Source organism: Cycloclasticus zancles 78-ME, assembly GCF_000442595.1.
Classification (GTDB): Bacteria; Pseudomonadota; Gammaproteobacteria; order Methylococcales; family Cycloclasticaceae; genus Cycloclasticus; species Cycloclasticus pugetii.
The window spans coordinates 1,916,774-1,934,113 of record NC_021917.1; the positions used below are offsets into that span (position 1 = coordinate 1,916,774).

A 17,340-nucleotide genomic window follows, 5' to 3' on the forward strand; every position below is an offset into this window, starting at 1 on the left:
ACATGGCTACATTAAAAGCGCCGATTGACGACATTAAGTATCTAATAAATGAATTTTTAGAAACTGACGAACTCAGTAACATACCTACTTTCTCAGAGATGACGACAGACCTGACAGATGCTATTTTTGAACAGGCTGGAAAGGTGTCCGAAACATTATTATTTCCTTTAAATAAAGCGGGTGATGAACAAGGCTGCACATACCATGATGGCGTCGTTACAACGCCTGATGGTTTTAAAGAAGCCTATCAAGAAATGACAGCCTCTGGCTGGGGGAATTTAACCTGTGATCCTAAATACGGCGGACAGGGCTTACCTCATTATATTGCCAATGCCGTTGATGAAATGCTTATTTCAAGCAATATGTCATTCACCATGTACATGGGGTTAACTATTGGTGCCTATAACGCTATCGAAAAATTTGCCCACGAAGATTTAAAAGAAAAATTTCTATCTAATATGGTCTCCGGGCAATGGAGTGGCACAATGTGTTTAACAGAACCTCAATGTGGCACAGATTTAGGGCTTATTCGAACAAAAGCGGTTCCACAAAGTGAGGGTAATTATCACCTTTCCGGCAGTAAAATCTTTATTAGCGCTGGCGAGCATAACTTAACAGAAAACATAATACACCTAGTATTAGCAAGAACCCCAGATGCCCCTTCAGGAATCAAAGGAATTAGTTTGTTTTTAGTGCCCAAGTTCAACGTTCATGATGATGGAACCCTGGCAGAACTCAACGGTGTTTTTTGTAGCGGAATAGAACATAAAATGGGCATTAACGCCTCATCCACCTGCTCTATAGAGTTTGATAACGCGAAAGGTTTTCTTGTTGGCGAGCTAAACAAAGGGATGAAAGCGATGTTTGTTATGATGAACAGCGCTAGGCTCCATGTTGGTATTCAAGGCTTGGCCATTGCTCAAGCCTCTTATTGCAGTGCTAAAGATTACGCTAAAGAACGTCTTCAAGGCAGAGCTCTTAGTGGGGCAAAGTACCCCGAACAAGCTGCCGACCCACTGATCGTTCACCCTGACATTAGACGCATGCTGATGACAATGAAGGCTTACACAGAAGGTGCGCGAGCCTTAAGTAGCTGGTTATCTTACAAACTTGACCTATCCCAGCATGCTGATAACAAACAACAAAGGCAAGAAGCAGATGAGCTTGTTTCTTTATTAACACCGGTCTTTAAATCATTTCTTACTGATATTGGAGAAACAGTCACTAGCCTAGGTATACAAGTATACGGTGGCCATGGTTATATCCGTGAAAATGGAATGGAACAGTATTTACGAGATGCAAGAATTAGTAAAATTTATGAAGGTGCAAATGGTATTCAAGCGCTTGATTTAGTCGGTCGAAAATTACCCGAGCAAATGGGTAAATATTTACGGCATTTCTTTCACCCCATCTCTAACTTTCTTGAGCAATATGCTAACGATAAGCCGTTAACAGCCTATATATTACCCTTACAGAAATCATTTTCAAGATTACAACAAGCAACTCTCTTTATTGCACAAAAAGGGTTATCAGACCCAGATGAAGCTGCTAGCGCTGCTAGCGATTACCTAAATATGTTTGGTTTAGTCGCTCTTGGTTATATGTGGGCAAAAATGGCTGAACAAATCACCTATCGTAAAGGCGAAATGAGTGCCGATTTTTACGATGCAAAACTCAACACAGGCCTATTTTATATGCAACGCCTCTTGCCTCAAACAGGCTCTCTACTGTCTAACATCTTGGCTGGCTGTAATAGCACCATGAGCCTTAAGGAAGAGCAGTTTTAACCATCAAGGTATGAGCATAAAAAAGCCCTGAATTAACAGGGCTTTTTCACTCCATAAAAAGCTCTACATTACATCCAGTTGAATATTTTCACGATTTTTATCAACCGTAGACGCGCCTATACCTTTTATCTTAGTCAGTTCTTTCAGGCTTTTGAAGGCACCATTTTTTTCACGGTAATTAACAATCGCTTCTGCTTTAGCTGGGCCAACACCTTTAAGTTCTTTTGCAATATCATCGGCATCCGCTGTGTTTATATTTACTGCCAATGCCATGAAAGAAAAGCAAAAACAACTTAATGAAACCAATAATATAATAATCTTTTTCATAAATATCCTTATTCATTCACGTTGATTAAACATCCTTATTCCATACAACCGTATTTACTTTCGTCTATTTAGATAGCCTACGTCTATACGTAAAACCTTAAAGTGTTATCGGTAAAGACTTACAGAATACCTTTTATATTTCGATCGGTTCAATAACCCCCCAGTCTTGGCAACTTGGACAACACCAATTTAAATCAACTGAAGTAAACCCACACTGTTTACATTGAAAATTTTGTACATCATTATCAAACTGTTTAATAATACTTTTTAAGAACTCAAGCTCGGTATTTTTATCCGGACGTGTAATCCCTGCATACAATTTCAAATAACTTTTCGACGGATGTTGACGTAACTTTTTATGCATGAAAGCAGATGCTTCTTCCAAGCCTTTGTGTTCCAACAGCACATCTAAAAAGCGACTGACAACAATGGTTGATTCATTGTTCTGTTGAAGTTCAGACAAGAAATCAAATTTTTGTTTTGACCGGCCTAGTCGGTCATAGCAGTTAAGTATTAAATCAATAAATACAGGCACAAACTTTCTATCTTGATCCATTATTTTTAACAATAATTTCAATGCTTGCTTATACTCACCTTTAGCCACCTCAATTTCCGCACTAATAATATTAACCCTGACACACAATGGATCGATTTTAAGCGCTTTTCTCAAGTGGCTTTTGATAATATCCGCATCCTCTTCAAAACGATACAATAGTGCTGCTTCACAGTGTAAATGGGACAGTAGTAAAGGTTGCTTTTTGAATTCGATTGATTCTAGTCTTGTCGCATAGTCTATCGCTTTTAACCATTCTTTTTCTTGTTGAAAAATAGACAATAATTGTCGAACCGCATTAACTTCATGAAGCTCCATTTTTTCTAATTCAAGAAAAATATTCTCGGCTCGATCAAGTAGTCCGGCACGCATATAATCCAAACCGAGTTCATTTAAAATATTGGCTCGCGTATCTAGGCTAATTTGAGGCCTCGCAATAAGATTTTGATGTAGACGGATGGATTTTTCTACTTCACCGCGCTGACGAAATAACGTACCCAATGCAAGGTGCGTTTCTATGGTTTCATCATCTACTTCTAATAAATCAATAAAAACATCAATCGCCTTATCAGGCTGCTCATTTAACAAATAGTTGATGCCTTTAAAAAAGCCTTCATATTCGTTAGAAGGCTTTTTTAACTTCGCATTATAATGTCTAAATGCTACGTACCATCCACTGGCTGCTGCTACCGGTAGCAGCATTATTGCAAATTCAAACATTCAATTAATTTATCTGTTTAGCGGGGTATGTTCTTAAACTAGAAACTTCTTTTTTGGCAACTGCCGCTTCTTTTGACAATTTCGAGTAACGTTGTCGTAACATCAAATTACTCCAAATTTTTGAGCTTAACCCCAGTACGGCACCTAATATAAATGCTGACAGTAACGCAAAAGAGAGTGGCATCTCAAGCCAGCCATAGTAATAGTTAATTTTGATAGGCGCGGAGTTTAAAACGGATAGTACAAAGCCCACGACTAGAACAATCACGAAAACTAATAAATATATGAATTTCATACGCACCTTCTTAGCCTTTATATGTAGCTTATCAAACAATGTGTACTTGATTATAACAAGCTAAAATTATATTTAGTTCTTTTCTTCGAGCAAAAAAAAGCCCCTTAAAAGGGGCTTTTTTTATTTAATTCTGTAACTTTCTTTTGCATTATCTACCCGAGACCTTAGTTCTTTCCCCGGTTTAAAGTGAGGAACATACTTCCCTGATAAGGCAACCGATTCGCCATTTTTCGGATTTCTACCAATTCTTGGTGGACGATAGTGCAACGAAAAACTACCAAACCCTCTAATTTCAATTCTTTCACCAGAGGATAGCGCCCTGCTCATTCTTTCTAAGATGCATTTTACAGCCAACTCAACATCTTTATAGGGCAGATGTACTTGCTGATCTGCTAATTTTTCAATTAATTCTGATTTTGTCACGTTATCACCTTAAGTAGACATTAGGCGGAATACATTATCCCGCCTAATGTTCGACTCTTTTTACTTATCTTCCATGGAGTTCTTAAAGATATCACCCAATGTCGGTGTGCTAGCATTTTGAGCAGAGTAGTCGCTCAATACTGCTTTCTCTTCATCATCATCTTTAGCTTTTACAGATAAATTAATGGTTTTGTTCTTACGATCAACCCCAATAAATTTAGCTTCAACCTCATCCCCTTCGGTCAGTAAGTTTCTAGCATCATCCACTCGGTCTCTATTAAGCTCTGAAGCACGTAAGTAGCCTTCAATACCTTCTGCTAATTGAATAACCGCGCCTTTCGCATCAACTTCTTTTACCGTTCCTTTGACAAGACTATTTTTATCATTCGATGCCAAGAACTCTTGGAAAGGATCCTGTTCTAACTGCTTAATGCCTAATGAGATTCTCTCACGCTCAGAGTCAATCGCTAGAATAACAGTTTCAATTTCCATTCCTTTTTTGTAATTTTGCAGGTCTTCTTCAGCTTTCTCATCCCAAGAAATATCAGACAAATGTACCAAACCGTCAATATCACCATCCAATCCAATAAAGACACCAAAGTCAGTAATAGACTTAATAAGGCCTTTAATTTTGTCGCCTTTCTTATGAATCGCTGAGAAGTCTTCCCATGGGTTTCCTTTACATTGTTTCATACCCAATGAAATACGACGGCGAGTATCATCAATTTCAAGCACCATCACTTCAACTTCGTCACCTAATGATACGATTTTAGCTGGGTTAACATTTTTGTTAGTCCAATCCATTTCTGACACGTGAACAAGACCTTCGATGCCGTCTTCAATTTCAATAAAGCAACCGTAATCTGTTAAGTTTGTTACTTTACCACTCAGTTTAGAGTTAACTGGGTAACGGTCTAAAATATTAACCCAAGGATCTTCACCCAACTGTTTCATGCCAAGTGAAACACGTTTCTTCTCTTCGTCATAACGAAGCACAAGAACTTCAATATCCTGACCGATTTCGATCACTTCGGATGGGTGTTTAACACGCTTCCAAGCCATATCGGTAATATGTAACAAACCATCTACGCCGCCCAAATCGATAAATGCACCGTAATCGGTAAGATTTTTTACAACCCCTTTAAGGATAGCGCCTTCTTTCAAGTTTTCTAATAATGCTTCACGCTCTGCGCTGTATTCTGTTTCTAGAACTGCTCGACGAGAGACAACAACATTGTTACGTTTTTCATCTAATTTGATGACTTTAAACTCAAGGTCTTTGCCTTCTAAGAAGGTTGTATCTCTAAGTGGACGTACATCCACAAGTGATCCTGGTAAGAAGCCACTTAAGCCACCTACTTCAACAGTAAAGCCACCACGTACTTTGCCAGTGATAACACCTGTTACTGTTTCTTTTTCTTCTGCTGCTTTTTCTAGGAATTTCCAGGCTGCAGCTTTTTTCGCCTTATCTCTCGATAATAGTGTTGAGCCTAAGCCGTCTTCCACCATATCCAATACAACTTCAACTTCATCGCCAATCGCAACCTCTAGCTCACCAGAGGCGTTAACAAACTGCCAACGTGGCACATTGCCTTCTGATTTCAGGTTTGCGTTAACAATAACTGAGTCGTTAGTAATATCCACTACTAAACCGGTGATCAGTGTGCCCGGTGTTAGTTCAGCGGACTTAATGCTTTCTTCAAATAGTTCTGCGAAATTTTCGCTCATGATGTTCTCTTTATAAATTTTTTAACGTCCTAAGACCTTAAAAAAAGGGTTAAGTTAAAAAAAGGCTTGAGTCATTCGAGCTCAAACCACCTTTATTTCTCGGTAACGAGAGTACCCAAACTGTCGGATACGTTTTATTTGTTTTTCAGTAAATTTAGAACTTGCTGTACAACCTCTTCTATAGTGCAAAGAGATGAGTCTATGTAAACAGCATCTGTCGGCACTACCAACGGAGAAGCACGGCGATTTTTATCTCGCTCATCTCTTCGCTCAATATCTTGAATAACATCAGTCAGGTTAGCACTTATTCCTTTTTCAATCAACTGCTTATAACGCCTTTTTCCACGCTCGGCCGCGTTTGCTGTCAAATACACTTTGTGTGTCGCAGTTGGAAATACAACACTCCCCATATCTCTTCCATCGGCGACTAAGCCTGGCGGCTTCAAAAAAGATTGTTGCTTAGCTAACAACCCATCTCGCACTCTCTTAAATACCGCTATTTTTGAAGCAACATCCCCAACCTGTTCGGTTTGTAATTCATTCTGTACTTCTTGCCCGTTTAGCAAAACCGACCAGTTTCCCAGTTCTGTTCGCTTAAACTCTAATTCAATATCTCTAACCAAATCTGCAAGCGCGTCTTCATTCTTAAGATCCACTTTAGACCTGATCGCTGCTACACCCAGTGCGCGATATAGTGCACCACTATCCAAATAACGCCAGCCTAATTTTTCAGCAATACGCTTGGAAATAGAGCCTTTTCCTGAACCACTTGGACCATCAATTGTTAAAACTGGAATTATATTACTCATTTTGCCGCTAACTCAAAACCACATTGAGTCGCTAACTCAACAAAATTAGGGAAGGACGTCGCTACATTTTCGCAATTATTAATTTTAATAGCTCCCCTTGACTGTAGACCAGCTACCGCAAACGCCATCGCGATTCGATGATCATCAAAACTCTCTACTTCTCCACCTTGCACAGCCCCTCCATTAATAATCATACCATCGGCTGTAGCCTGGGCATCTACGCCTAATGTTTGTAAGCCATCAGCCATTGTTTGAATCCGATCACTCTCTTTTACACGCAACTCTTCGGCGCCCGTTACGATTGTTTGACCCTCAGCATAAGCAGCGGCAACAAAAATGACTGGAAACTCGTCTATGGCTAAAGCAACTAAATTTTCAGGTACTTCTATACCTTTTAATTGACAGCTTTTGACCCGTATGTCTGCTACTTTTTCTCCACCCACTACTTTTTCATTTAGTAGCTGAATATCGGCGCCCATCTTTAATAAAATATCGATAATGCCTGTCCGTGTTGCATTCACGCCAACATGTTGGAGTGTAATATCTGAATTGGGTGTAATCGAGGCCGCCACAAGAAAAAATGCTGCCGAAGAAATATCACCCGGCACATCAATTGACATACCTTTTAGTGTCCCTCCCCCTTCTATTGAAACCACATTGCCTTCCGTTTTTACCGAGTAGCCGAAGCCCTTCAACATACGTTCTGTATGGTCCCTAGTAATTGCAGGCTCAATCACCTCTGTTGTCCCTTCTGCGTATAAACCCGCTAATAGCAAACACGACTTCACTTGGGCGCTACCCATTGGCATCTTATATTGAATACCACGCAAGGGCGCGCCACCATGAACTTTTAAAGGTGATGTACCTGCATCAGTGCTTTCAACTGCTGCACCCATCAATGATAGTGGGTCTAAGACCCGACGCATTGGACGTTTGGTTAATGAATGATCACCTGTCAGCGTGCTGTCAAATTTTTGGCCAGCCAATATACCCGATAATAAGCGCATCGAGGTTCCTGAATTACCAACATATAAGTCCTCTTGCGGCGCTTTAAGCCCATGCAAACCGACTCCATTTATTCGTAGCCGACCTTCACCTAATCGTTCAATATCAACACCCATAAGTTGAAATGCTTTTAAGGTTGCCAAGGCATCTTCGGCTTCTAAAAAACCACTGACTTGCGTGACACCCTCTGCCAAGCTACCTAACATAATAGCTCGATGTGAAATTGATTTATCGCCAGGGACACGAAATTGCCCCTTTAGTCCCTGACTGAGGCTTGATAACATTGTATTCATTGAATTTTACTTTTTTTGAAGGCTTAAGAAATATTTCCGCGCACTTTGTGCTGATTTAAATATCTCTAATAAACCTTGTTTATCTTTTGCATCGATTAACGATGATATCTTCTGGTTAAGTTGCTCTAACTCTTTCATTACATTAAGTAACTCAGGCCCATTTGCTAGGCAGATGTCCGCCCACATTTCTGGGTCACTTGATGCAATACGTGTAAAATCTTTAAATCCACCGGCAGCGTATTCAAATATCTCACGTTCATCTTGTTTGTTTTTCAGTACTTCTACTAATGAGAACGCTAATACATGGGGTAAATGACTTGTCGCAGCAAACACCTCATCGTGATGCCGAGGACTCATTATAGACACCTCTGCACCCATTTTCTCCCACCATGTTTGACATAGGTCAGTGAGCTGCTGATCTGTCGACTCAGTGGGCGTAAGGATACTACGTTTTCCTTCAAATAAACGATCACTGGATGCTTCTACACCGTTATTTTCCGAGCCTGCAATCGGATGCGCTGGCACAAAGTTACTGGGCACCCCAGCAAAAACGTTTTCTAAAGCGTCTAAAACGCTAGCTTTTGTACTGCCAGCATCCGTATACAAGCACTCTTTTGACCATGTGGTTTTTAGTTGCTGGAAAATTGATTCAAAAGCCCCAACAGGTGAGCATATAACGATAATATCAGCGTTTTTTGTCGCTAATGGAATGGACAGCTCATACCCATCAATAACACCTAATTCAACTGCTTTTTGTAAATGCTTCTCGCTTCGCCCTACGCCAATAACTTCTTCACATAAGTTGTTTTTCTTTGATGCCCTTGCAATAGAGCCGCCAATTAAGCCAACACCAATGATGCACATTTTCTTAAACATGCTAGATCACCTTCTTCAGCGCACTTAATAAAACCTCATTTTCTTCGGCTAAGCCAACTGATACTCTAAGATAGTCAGGCATGTTATACCCTGCTATAGGGCGTACAATGACCGCCTCATGCAGTAATTTCGTGTAAATATCTGCCGCTTTTTCACCGACATTTAGCGAGATAAAGTTTCCAGCAGAAGGGATATAGCTCAGCGCTAGTTTCTCAAAACCATTAGCGAGTTGTTGTAAACCTTGTTTGTTTAATTCACGGCTTTTATCAATGTAGGCATCATCTTGTAACGCAGCCTCGGCAGCAACTAAGCCCAAAGAATTTACATTGAATGGGTGTCTCACCCTATTGAGCAAATCGGCAATATCCGGATGACTGACCGCATAACCTATTCTCAGCCCAGCTAGCCCATATGCTTTTGAAAAAGTTCTGGTAATAATCAAATTTGGATAGCGCTGTAGCCAACGGGTTGTATCAACGACATTTTGTGGTTCCAAGTATTCGCAATATGCTTCATCAAGAACCACAATAATGTGCTTAGGTATTTTCTTTAAGAACTGCTCCAATTGGTCTGGCTCTATCCACGTTCCTGTGGGGTTATTTGGGTTAGCAATAAAAATAACTGACGTTTTTTCACTAACTAACTTCCCCATCGCCTCAAGATCGTGCCCATAAGCGTCAAGCTCATCAGGCAAACGGGCTTTAGCGACTCGTGCAGTAGCACCTACAGATTGCGTAGCTATGGAGTACACAACAAACGCATATTCAGAGTAGATACATTCTCGCCCCATGCTTAAGAACACCCGAGCAATAACATCTAGAACATCGTTTGAACCATTACCCAGTGTAATCATATCAGCGTTTACACCGAGTTTTTCTGACAAGGCTTTTTTTAAATAAAAACCGTTGCCATCAGGGTACATTGAAATATCATTCAACGAGTTCTGTATCGCTTTTTTAACCCTCTCACTTGGGCCCAAGGGGTTTTCATTTGAGGCTAACTTAATAATATTATCAAGTCCCAGCTCACGCTGTAATTCATCAATAGGCTTCCCGGGCTGATAGGGGAACAGGCCATTAATAGGCTCAAACGCCAAATCACAAAAATTATTTTTTATAGACATTATTATTATTGCTTTCCGGCAACCCTTTGCTTTATTTTTAAATAACCGCTTTGGGATAAGAGCCCAATACTTTTAATAGATTCACATTAGGCAGCAATTCTTGTAATACTGTGGACACTTTTTCATCGTCTTGATGACCATCAATATCAACAAAGAATACATAGTCCCAAGCTGCTTGCCTTGACGGTCTAGATTCTATTTTATTTAGACTAATACCAGCATATGCAAACGGTGCTAATACACTTTGCAAAGCACCAGCAATGTTCTTTGTAGAAATCATCATGCTGGTCTTATCATCGCCACTTGGTGGTACTTCTTGCTGACCGATGACCAAGAACCGTGTTGTATTATTTGGCTCATCTTCAATATTGCTGGCCAACATATTTAATTGGTATAAATCAGATGCTATTTCACCCGCAATCGCCGCAGCCCCTTCTTCACTCGCAAGCCTTGCCGCTTCAGCATTACTGCTTACCGCTATAGTTTCTACGCCGGGTAAATGCGACATAAGCCACTGCCGGCATTGCGCTAAGGATTGTTGGTGCGAATAAACCACCTTAACTTGGTCTAGTGCTTCAACATTGGTCAACAAATGATGATGAATCCTTAACGCTACTTCTCCGCAAATCTGTAGGGCTGAATTCATGAAAATGTCTAGCGTATGACTAATCACACCTTCTGTAGAATTTTCGACCGGCACCACACCATAGTGCGCCTCTCCATTTTCCACCTCATGAAAAATATCAGCAATGGTCGCCGTCTCAACAGTGCGTACAGCATGTCCAAAATGTTTTAAGGCAGCTTCTTGCGTAAAGGTGCCTGACGGACCAAGGTAAGCCACCGTCAGCGGCTTTTCCAGCGCCAAACACGATGACATTAATTCACGATAAATTCGTGCCACATGCTCATCTTTTAAAGGCCCTGGGTTTTGCTCCTTAACACGCCTTAAGACCGAAGCCTCACGGTCTGGACGATAAAAATCTACCGTTTCTCCTTCACGTAACTTTACAGCTGCAACCGCTTTTGCCAAATCAGCTCGCTGATTAAACAGGGTTAATAATTGACTATCTAGCTCATCGATAGCGCCTCTTAACTCAGATAATGAATCATTAACACCCATGCTCACCTCTTAAATCGTTCTAACAGATAGAACACCATCAATGGCTTTAATTTGATCAACGACGTCTTTTGTAATTTCTGTATCCACATCTAATAAGGTATACGCCAAGTCGCCTCTCGATTTATTCAATAAATCTAAGATGTTATGACCTGTTTCCGCAAGAATACTCGAAATTTGCCCAACCATATTAGGTACATTAGAATTTGCAATAGCCATACGGTAACCACTCACTCGTGGCATCTTGACTTGTGGAAAATTCACCGAGTTTTTGATATTTCCATTTTCTAGGAAATCCTTTAATTGATCAGCAATCATAATTGCACAATTTTCTTCAGCTTCCCCTGTAGAAGCCCCAAGGTGTGGCAAGGTAATGACACGCGGGTGATCTTTTAATAGGTTACTTGGAAAATCACAAATGTATGAATACAGCTTACCGGCATTTAACGCTTCAACAGCGTCTTCATCATTTACAATTCCGTTGCGAGAAAAATTCAAAATAATCGCATTATCATTCATCGTGTTAATACGACGTGCATTAATGAGGTTCTTTGTTCCCTCATTAAACGGCACGTGGATCGTCACAAAATCAGACTTTGCTAACAACTCATCGACTGTATTTGCAGATTCAATAGATGATGATAGCTGCCACGCACGCTCAACAGTCAACGCTGGGTCATATCCTACAACGTTCATGCCTAAATCTCGCGCCATATTCGCCACGGATGTGCCAATCGCACCTAAGCCAATAACGCCTAATGTACGACCTGGTAATTCAAAGCCTACAAATTTTTTCTTAACTTGCTCTACTTCTTTACTAATGGACTCGTCATCGCCTGTAAGGTTTTTTGCACATTCCCACGCCTGACATATATTTCGGCAACCTAAAAGCATACCTGTTAAAACTAATTCTTTTACCGCATTTGCATTAGCGCCTGGTGCATTAAACACAGGAACACCTCGTGCACTCATTTTCTCAATGGGTATATTATTAACACCGGCACCGGCTCGTCCAATTGCTAAAACACTTTCAGGTATATCTACATTATGCAGCTTTAAAGAACGCAGCATATAAGCATCTGGGTTTTGAATTTCAGAGGCCACTTCATAGGTCTCTCTTGGAAATTTCTCAAGGCCTTTTACAGAAATGTTGTTCAATGTTTGTATTTTGTACATGTTTACTAACCTATAAATTATTAACTGTTTGTCTATGCCTTTGTTCTTTCAAACTCAGCCATCATACTGATCAATGCATCAACCCCTTCTTCTGGCATTGCATTATAAATGCTGGCACGCATACCCCCTACTGATCGATGACCCTTTAAAGTGACTAGGCCAGCTGATTTAGCTTCACTTAAAAATAAGCCTTCTAATTCAGCATTTGCCAAGGTAAATGGAATATTCATTCTTGATCGTGAGGTCAACTCGACAGGGTTTGCATAAAAATCTGAGTTATCAATCGCAGCATAAAGTTTTTCAGCCTTACGAACATTTTGTGCTTCTATCGCTGACACACCGCCTTGCTCTTTTATCCACTCAAACACTAAGCCCATTAAGTACCAGCTGTAGGTGGCAGGTGTATTAAACATTGACCCTGCATCTGCATGGTTTTTATAATCCATCATGGACGGCGAACCGGCTTTCACATTGCCAATCAAGTCGTCGCGCACTATTGTAAGCGCTATACCCGATGGCCCCATATTTTTCTGACCGCCAGCATAAATGACACCAAACTTACTGACATCAAACTCTCTAGATAAAATATTTGATGACATGTCCGCAACCAAATCTATATCACCTACATCGGGTATAGAGTGAAATTCAACACCACCAATGGTTTCATTACTGGTGTAATGCAAGTAGGCCGCATTTTGATCAACATCCCAACTGTCTACTGCTGGGATTGTAGTGAAGTTAGTCGATTCTGAGCTGGCCGAAATGTGCACATTGCTATGAATTTTAGCTTCTTTAATGGCTTTTTTAGACCAAGCACCTGTATTGACATAACAGGTTTTTTCTTTACCGCGAAGTAAATTCATCGGCACCATTGAAAATTGGGTTGTTGCACCACCTTGTAAAAATAGAACCTTATAGTTCTCAGGAACGTTCATTAGTTCTCGAACATCGGCTTCTGCTTTTTCTGCAATTGAAATAAAGTCTTTACCACGGTGACTCATTTCCATAACAGACATACCCGAGTCATGCCACTCAAGCATTTCTTGTTGGGCTTTTTTCAATACGTCTACAGGTACTGCAGCCGGGCCGGCACTGAAATTATATACACGGGACATCTAACTCTCCTTAAAACAATTAATCTGTAATTTCTTCATCAAGGGCGACTTCTTCACCCTCTTCATCATCTAAGCTAGCAATACGATCTAAACCGATGACTTTTTCATTCTTAGCGGGACGAATAACACGAACACCTTGTGTATTTCTCCCTAAAATTGATATTTCACTGGTTCGCGTTCTAACCAATGTACCGCCATCGGTGATCAGCATTAGCTCGTCGCTTTCATCTACCAAGACAGCACCGACCAACGCACCATTACGTTCACTGGTTTGCATTGCTATAACCCCTTGCCCACCACGCTTATGAATCGGATACTCTTCAATTTTTGTGCGCTTACCGTAACCATTTTGGGTTAATGTTAAAACAGTGCCTGGTTCTGAAATAATCAATGAAATAATATGTTCTTCATCTTTTAAACGCATACCCCGAACACCACTTGCTGTACGTCCCATCACCCGAACATCTGCCTCTTTAAAACTAGCTACCTTGCCTGAGCTAGCAAATAACATAACGTCTTTTTCGCCATCGGTGACAGCAACGCCAACTAAGGTATCGTCATCACGCAAATCAATAGCAATTTTGCCGTTCGCACGTGGTTTTTCAAACTCTTTAATATGGGTCTTTTTAACCGTGCCCGATTCAGTAGCCATGAAAATATATTCATCTTCATTGAACTCACGAATTGGCAAAATAGCGTTAATACGTTCGTCACTGTCTAGCGGCAGCAAATTGACAATCGGTTTACCTCTCGCAACCCTACTGGCCACCGGCAAATTGAACACGCGCAACCAATAGACTTTCCCTTTACTCGAGAAACATAAAACCGTGTCATGTGTGTTGGCAATAAACAGCTTATCAATAAAGTCTTCATTCTTTGTGTTTGCGGCTGTTTTACCCTTTCCACCACGACGTTGCGCAGTATATGAAGTAAGCGGCTGTGATTTCACATAACCCTCATGCGACAAAGTCACCACCATATCTTCTTCGGTAATTAAATCTTCTGCCGTGAGGTTTAAAAACTTATCAACAATTTCTGTTCTACGCTCTTCTTTATATTCTTCTATCAGTGCTTTCAGCTCTTCACTGATCACTGACATCAAGCGATCCCTGTTCGCCAAAATATCTAAAAGGTCATCAATTACAACAAGAAGATCTTTATATTCTTGAAGAATCTTATCTTGCTCAAGCCCTGTCAAACGGTGCAGGCGCAACTCTAAAATAGCCTGCGCTTGCGCAGGAGATAAATGATAACGCCCATCAACAATGCCATATTGCTCTTCAAGCTTATCTGGGCGAGAACGGCTTGAGTCTGCTTTTGATAATAAGTCAGCTACTAAACCAGGCTCCCAAGCTGCTCCCAGCAAGCTCACCTTTGCTTCGGCGGGGGTCTTTGCTGCCTTAATCATCGCGATCATTTCATCAATATTCGACAACGCAATCGCTAACCCTTCTAGGGTATGAGCACGCTCACGCGCTTTACGTAAGTCATAAATTGTTCTGCGCGTTACGACTTCACGTCGATGATCAATAAACGCATTAAGGATTTGCTTAAGATTCAAACATTTAGGGCGACCATCGATCAGCGCCACCATGTTAATACCGAACACATTCTGAAGTTGCGTGTGTTGATATAAATTATTGATAATCACTTCAGGCACTTCGCCACGTTTAAGCTCTATCACCATACGCATGCCGTCTTTATCTGACTCATCACGCAGGCCTGAAATACCTTCTAGCTTGCCATCTTTGACAAGATGAGCAATTTTCTCCATCAAGCGTGCTTTATTTACTTGATACGGCAATTCAGTGACGATAATAGACAGCTTACTATTTGAGCTTTCTTCGCCTTCAACATGGTAACGCGCACGTAGGTAAATTTTTCCGCGGCCTGTTTGGTAAGCTTCGCGAATACCGGTGGCACCATTGATAATACCTGCCGTTGGAAAATCAGGCCCTGGAATATATTCCAGCAATTGATCAATGGTTGTTTCAGGCTCCTCAATCAAACGCAGACATGCTGAGGTTACTTCCGCAAGATTATGTGGCGGAATATTCGTCGCCATGCCCACCGCTATACCAGACGAACCATTAATGAGCAGTAAAGGAGCACGCGCAGGCAACACACTGGGTTCGTGCTCTGATTCATCGTAGTTAGCAGTAAAATCAACTGTTTCCTTATCTAGGTCAGCTAACATTTCATGCGACAACTTTGACATTCTGATTTCGGTATACCGCATCGCCGCTGCAGAATCACCATCAACTGAACCAAAGTTACCCTGACCATCCACCAACATATGACGCATAGAAAAAGGCTGCGCCATCCGAACGATGGTGTCATACACAGCGGTATCACCATGAGGGTGATATTTACCAATAACATCCCCAACAATACGGGCGGATTTCTTATAAGGTTTATTCCAATCGTTGTTCAACACATTCATTGCGTACAACACCCTACGGTGCACTGGCTTTAAGCCATCACGTACATCTGGCAAGGCTCTCCCAACAATAACACTCATCGCGTAGTCTAAATAAGACTGGCGCATCTCATCTTCAATATTGACGGGGATCGTTTCTTTTACAAGCTCAGACATGTATCGGTATCTCCTAGGATGCCAAATAATTCAAAAAAACATTAAGAAAGCGATAAAAATATACTTCACATCAGCTTTTTATCGCCAAAAAATTTATGCTAAATAAAGCCGAAATTATACCCGAAAAACGGTGCTCTTGATAACTTTGTTTGCCCGCACAAAACAATGCTTCTAAGCTTTCGCCATTACATCGCCATAAAATATGGCCTTAAGAAGCCGCTACGCCCTATACTGAACCATAGAAACAAACCCTGCGGCTACTCGGCTCTTTTATCAACAACTGAGCACGACTTTACTTCTCCACCACTACGCACGAGATTACGCCCAGATTTTTTTGCCTGATACAAAGCCTTATCGGCAACGTCTATTAACTGACTAGCCCCCAAAGGCTTAGATAACCCTGGTTCTGCAACAACAAACGTTGAAACACCAATTGAAACGGTCAGCGCTAGTGAACTTTCGCCGGCCATTTCTATTGAGGCATTAGCAACCGACTGCCGCATCCTTTCTGCTACTTCAATACCCTTCTTCTCAGAGGCAGTTGGCAATATCGCCACAAACTCTTCACCACCATAACGCGCCAGAATGTCATTTGCTCGCAATTGACCACGTAATGTCTCCGCCACGTGTCGAAGCGCCAGATCACCTACTTGATGCCCAAAGTTATCGTTCACCGCCTTAAAAAAGTCTATATCAATAAACAAACACGACAGACTATCACCCGTTCTTAAGCAGCGAAGTATCTCTTCATCCATCCGTTGTTCAAAGAACCGCCTATTATTCACCCCTGTCAGCGTATCAAATAGGCTAGTGCGCCTGAGCTGTTCATAATTCAGCGTGTTTTCCATGCACACGCTCATCACCTTACCTAGACGCTCCAAAAAATATGTCGCCATTTCTACTTGAAAACGTCCCTCATCTTCACTACCAAACACCATACAGCCCAGATAAATACCACGCCGCACAAGAGGAATAATCGCTACTGTCTTTGGCGCTGTTTTATTAGCTGGCCAAAAAACCTGGGGTAGGACATCATTAGCAGCGCCTAGCAAAATTCGTTGAGACAAACCCAGCTCATCTTTAAACACCCCTCCCTTAGATAAAAAAATAATATTCGGGTATTCATCAAACCTAAAACCATCCTCGGTAAGAAACTGCTTTATCTCATCATCTTCATCTGCGAGCACCAACGATAAAGAGTCGAGATTAAAGGCTAATTGGGCATCGTCGTTAATATGCTCAATTAATTCACGTAAAGAATTCAGTGACAATAAACGCATTTCCAAGTCTTGAAAACGTTTCAACATTTCCTCATTCTTTTGCGCACGCGAAATCATGCCATCCATATGGCTTTGTAACACGCAAACTTGCGTTTCTAAATCGGCATCCATAGCGTT

At 41.1% G+C, this 17,340-nt stretch carries 15 protein-coding genes; 1 reads left to right on the top strand and 14 read right to left on the bottom strand.

Translation table 11 applies throughout. The features are described 5' to 3' along the window. Positions 1 to 2 precede the first annotated feature (2 nt). Entirely contained in the window at positions 3 to 1,787 is a 1,785-nt protein-coding gene (locus CYCME_RS09230; protein WP_020932839.1) for an acyl-CoA dehydrogenase C-terminal domain-containing protein, read from the top strand. Between the two features lie 63 nt (positions 1,788 to 1,850). Here CYCME_RS09230 and CYCME_RS09235 read toward each other — a convergent pair whose 3' ends face one another. The 14 genes from CYCME_RS09235 to CYCME_RS09300 form a co-directional block, all read right to left on the bottom strand. Further along, positions 1,851 to 2,114 carry a ComEA family DNA-binding protein gene (locus CYCME_RS09235; protein WP_041932949.1) on the bottom strand — a complete coding sequence of 88 codons (264 nt, stop codon included), beginning with the start codon at positions 2,112 to 2,114 and terminating at the stop codon, positions 1,851 to 1,853. A gap of 133 nt (positions 2,115 to 2,247) precedes the next feature. Beyond that, positions 2,248 to 3,387: a lipopolysaccharide assembly protein LapB gene (gene lapB, locus CYCME_RS09240; RefSeq protein WP_015005503.1), complete on the bottom strand. Its 1,140-nt coding sequence runs from the start codon at positions 3,385 to 3,387 to the stop codon at positions 2,248 to 2,250. A 4-nt stretch (positions 3,388 to 3,391) separates the two neighbouring features. Then, on the bottom strand, positions 3,392 to 3,682 hold the full coding sequence (locus CYCME_RS09245; RefSeq protein ID WP_020932841.1) for a LapA family protein: 291 nt from the start codon (positions 3,680 to 3,682) through the stop codon (positions 3,392 to 3,394). 120 nt (positions 3,683 to 3,802) lie between these two features. Continuing rightward, positions 3,803 to 4,105, bottom strand: a complete 303-nt coding sequence (locus tag CYCME_RS09250) for an integration host factor subunit beta (protein WP_015005501.1) — start codon at positions 4,103 to 4,105, stop codon at positions 3,803 to 3,805. 60 nt (positions 4,106 to 4,165) lie between these two features. After that, a complete protein-coding gene (gene rpsA / locus CYCME_RS09255; RefSeq protein WP_016389683.1) occupies positions 4,166 to 5,833 on the bottom strand; it encodes a 30S ribosomal protein S1 in 1,668 nt (555 codons plus the stop codon). Positions 5,834 to 5,967: 134 nt separating this feature from the next. Continuing rightward, a complete protein-coding gene (gene cmk / locus CYCME_RS09260; RefSeq protein WP_020932842.1) occupies positions 5,968 to 6,642 on the bottom strand; it encodes a (d)CMP kinase in 675 nt (224 codons plus the stop codon). Then, a complete protein-coding gene (aroA, locus tag CYCME_RS13180; protein WP_020932843.1) occupies positions 6,639 to 7,940 on the bottom strand; it encodes a 3-phosphoshikimate 1-carboxyvinyltransferase in 1,302 nt (433 codons plus the stop codon). Before aroA ends, cmk begins: the two co-directional genes overlap by 4 nt. A 6-nt stretch (positions 7,941 to 7,946) precedes the next feature. Next, the gene (locus CYCME_RS13185; protein ID WP_020932844.1) at positions 7,947 to 8,816 is read right to left on the bottom strand and encodes a prephenate dehydrogenase; all 870 of its coding nucleotides are present in this window, start codon (positions 8,814 to 8,816) and stop codon (positions 7,947 to 7,949) included. A 1-nt stretch (position 8,817) separates the two neighbouring features. Continuing rightward, a complete protein-coding gene (hisC, locus tag CYCME_RS09275; protein WP_020932845.1) occupies positions 8,818 to 9,939 on the bottom strand; it encodes a histidinol-phosphate transaminase in 1,122 nt (373 codons plus the stop codon). A 37-nt stretch (positions 9,940 to 9,976) separates the two neighbouring features. Next, on the bottom strand, positions 9,977 to 11,059 hold the full coding sequence (gene pheA / locus CYCME_RS09280; protein WP_015005495.1) for a prephenate dehydratase: 1,083 nt from the start codon (positions 11,057 to 11,059) through the stop codon (positions 9,977 to 9,979). A gap of 9 nt (positions 11,060 to 11,068) precedes the next feature. Next, positions 11,069 to 12,232: a phosphoglycerate dehydrogenase gene (locus CYCME_RS09285; RefSeq protein WP_020932846.1), complete on the bottom strand. Its 1,164-nt coding sequence runs from the start codon at positions 12,230 to 12,232 to the stop codon at positions 11,069 to 11,071. Positions 12,233 to 12,264: 32 nt separating this feature from the next. Beyond that, complete coding sequence (serC, locus tag CYCME_RS09290) at positions 12,265 to 13,347, bottom strand: 3-phosphoserine/phosphohydroxythreonine transaminase (protein ID WP_020932847.1); 1,083 nt, start codon at positions 13,345 to 13,347, stop codon at positions 12,265 to 12,267. A gap of 19 nt (positions 13,348 to 13,366) precedes the next feature. Beyond that, the gene (gyrA, locus tag CYCME_RS09295; RefSeq protein WP_020932848.1) at positions 13,367 to 15,943 is read right to left on the bottom strand and encodes a DNA gyrase subunit A; all 2,577 of its coding nucleotides are present in this window, start codon (positions 15,941 to 15,943) and stop codon (positions 13,367 to 13,369) included. A 257-nt stretch (positions 15,944 to 16,200) separates the two neighbouring features. Next, on the bottom strand, positions 16,201 to 17,334 hold the full coding sequence (locus CYCME_RS09300) for a sensor domain-containing diguanylate cyclase (protein WP_020932849.1): 1,134 nt from the start codon (positions 17,332 to 17,334) through the stop codon (positions 16,201 to 16,203). Positions 17,335 to 17,340 lie beyond the last annotated feature (6 nt).

Coding starts and splice junctions, on each gene's coding strand:
- gyrA (WP_020932848.1), bottom strand. CDS start 15,943: ATGTCTGAGCTTGTAAAAGAAACGATCCCCGTCAATATTGAAGATGAG.
- CYCME_RS09230 (WP_020932839.1), top strand. CDS start 3: ATGGCTACATTAAAAGCGCCGATTGACGACATTAAGTATCTAATAAAT.
- cmk (WP_020932842.1), bottom strand. CDS start 6,642: ATGAGTAATATAATTCCAGTTTTAACAATTGATGGTCCAAGTGGTTCA.
- rpsA (WP_016389683.1), bottom strand. CDS start 5,833: ATGAGCGAAAATTTCGCAGAACTATTTGAAGAAAGCATTAAGTCCGCT.
- lapB (WP_015005503.1), bottom strand. CDS start 3,387: ATGTTTGAATTTGCAATAATGCTGCTACCGGTAGCAGCAGCCAGTGGA.
- CYCME_RS13185 (WP_020932844.1), bottom strand. CDS start 8,816: ATGTTTAAGAAAATGTGCATCATTGGTGTTGGCTTAATTGGCGGCTCT.
- CYCME_RS09245 (WP_020932841.1), bottom strand. CDS start 3,682: ATGAAATTCATATATTTATTAGTTTTCGTGATTGTTCTAGTCGTGGGC.
- CYCME_RS09300 (WP_020932849.1), bottom strand. CDS start 17,334: ATGGATGCCGATTTAGAAACGCAAGTTTGCGTGTTACAAAGCCATATG.
- hisC (WP_020932845.1), bottom strand. CDS start 9,939: ATGTCTATAAAAAATAATTTTTGTGATTTGGCGTTTGAGCCTATTAAT.
- serC (WP_020932847.1), bottom strand. CDS start 13,347: ATGTCCCGTGTATATAATTTCAGTGCCGGCCCGGCTGCAGTACCTGTA.
- CYCME_RS09235 (WP_041932949.1), bottom strand. CDS start 2,114: ATGAAAAAGATTATTATATTATTGGTTTCATTAAGTTGTTTTTGCTTT.
- CYCME_RS09285 (WP_020932846.1), bottom strand. CDS start 12,232: ATGTACAAAATACAAACATTGAACAACATTTCTGTAAAAGGCCTTGAG.
- pheA (WP_015005495.1), bottom strand. CDS start 11,059: ATGGGTGTTAATGATTCATTATCTGAGTTAAGAGGCGCTATCGATGAG.
- aroA (WP_020932843.1), bottom strand. CDS start 7,940: ATGAATACAATGTTATCAAGCCTCAGTCAGGGACTAAAGGGGCAATTT.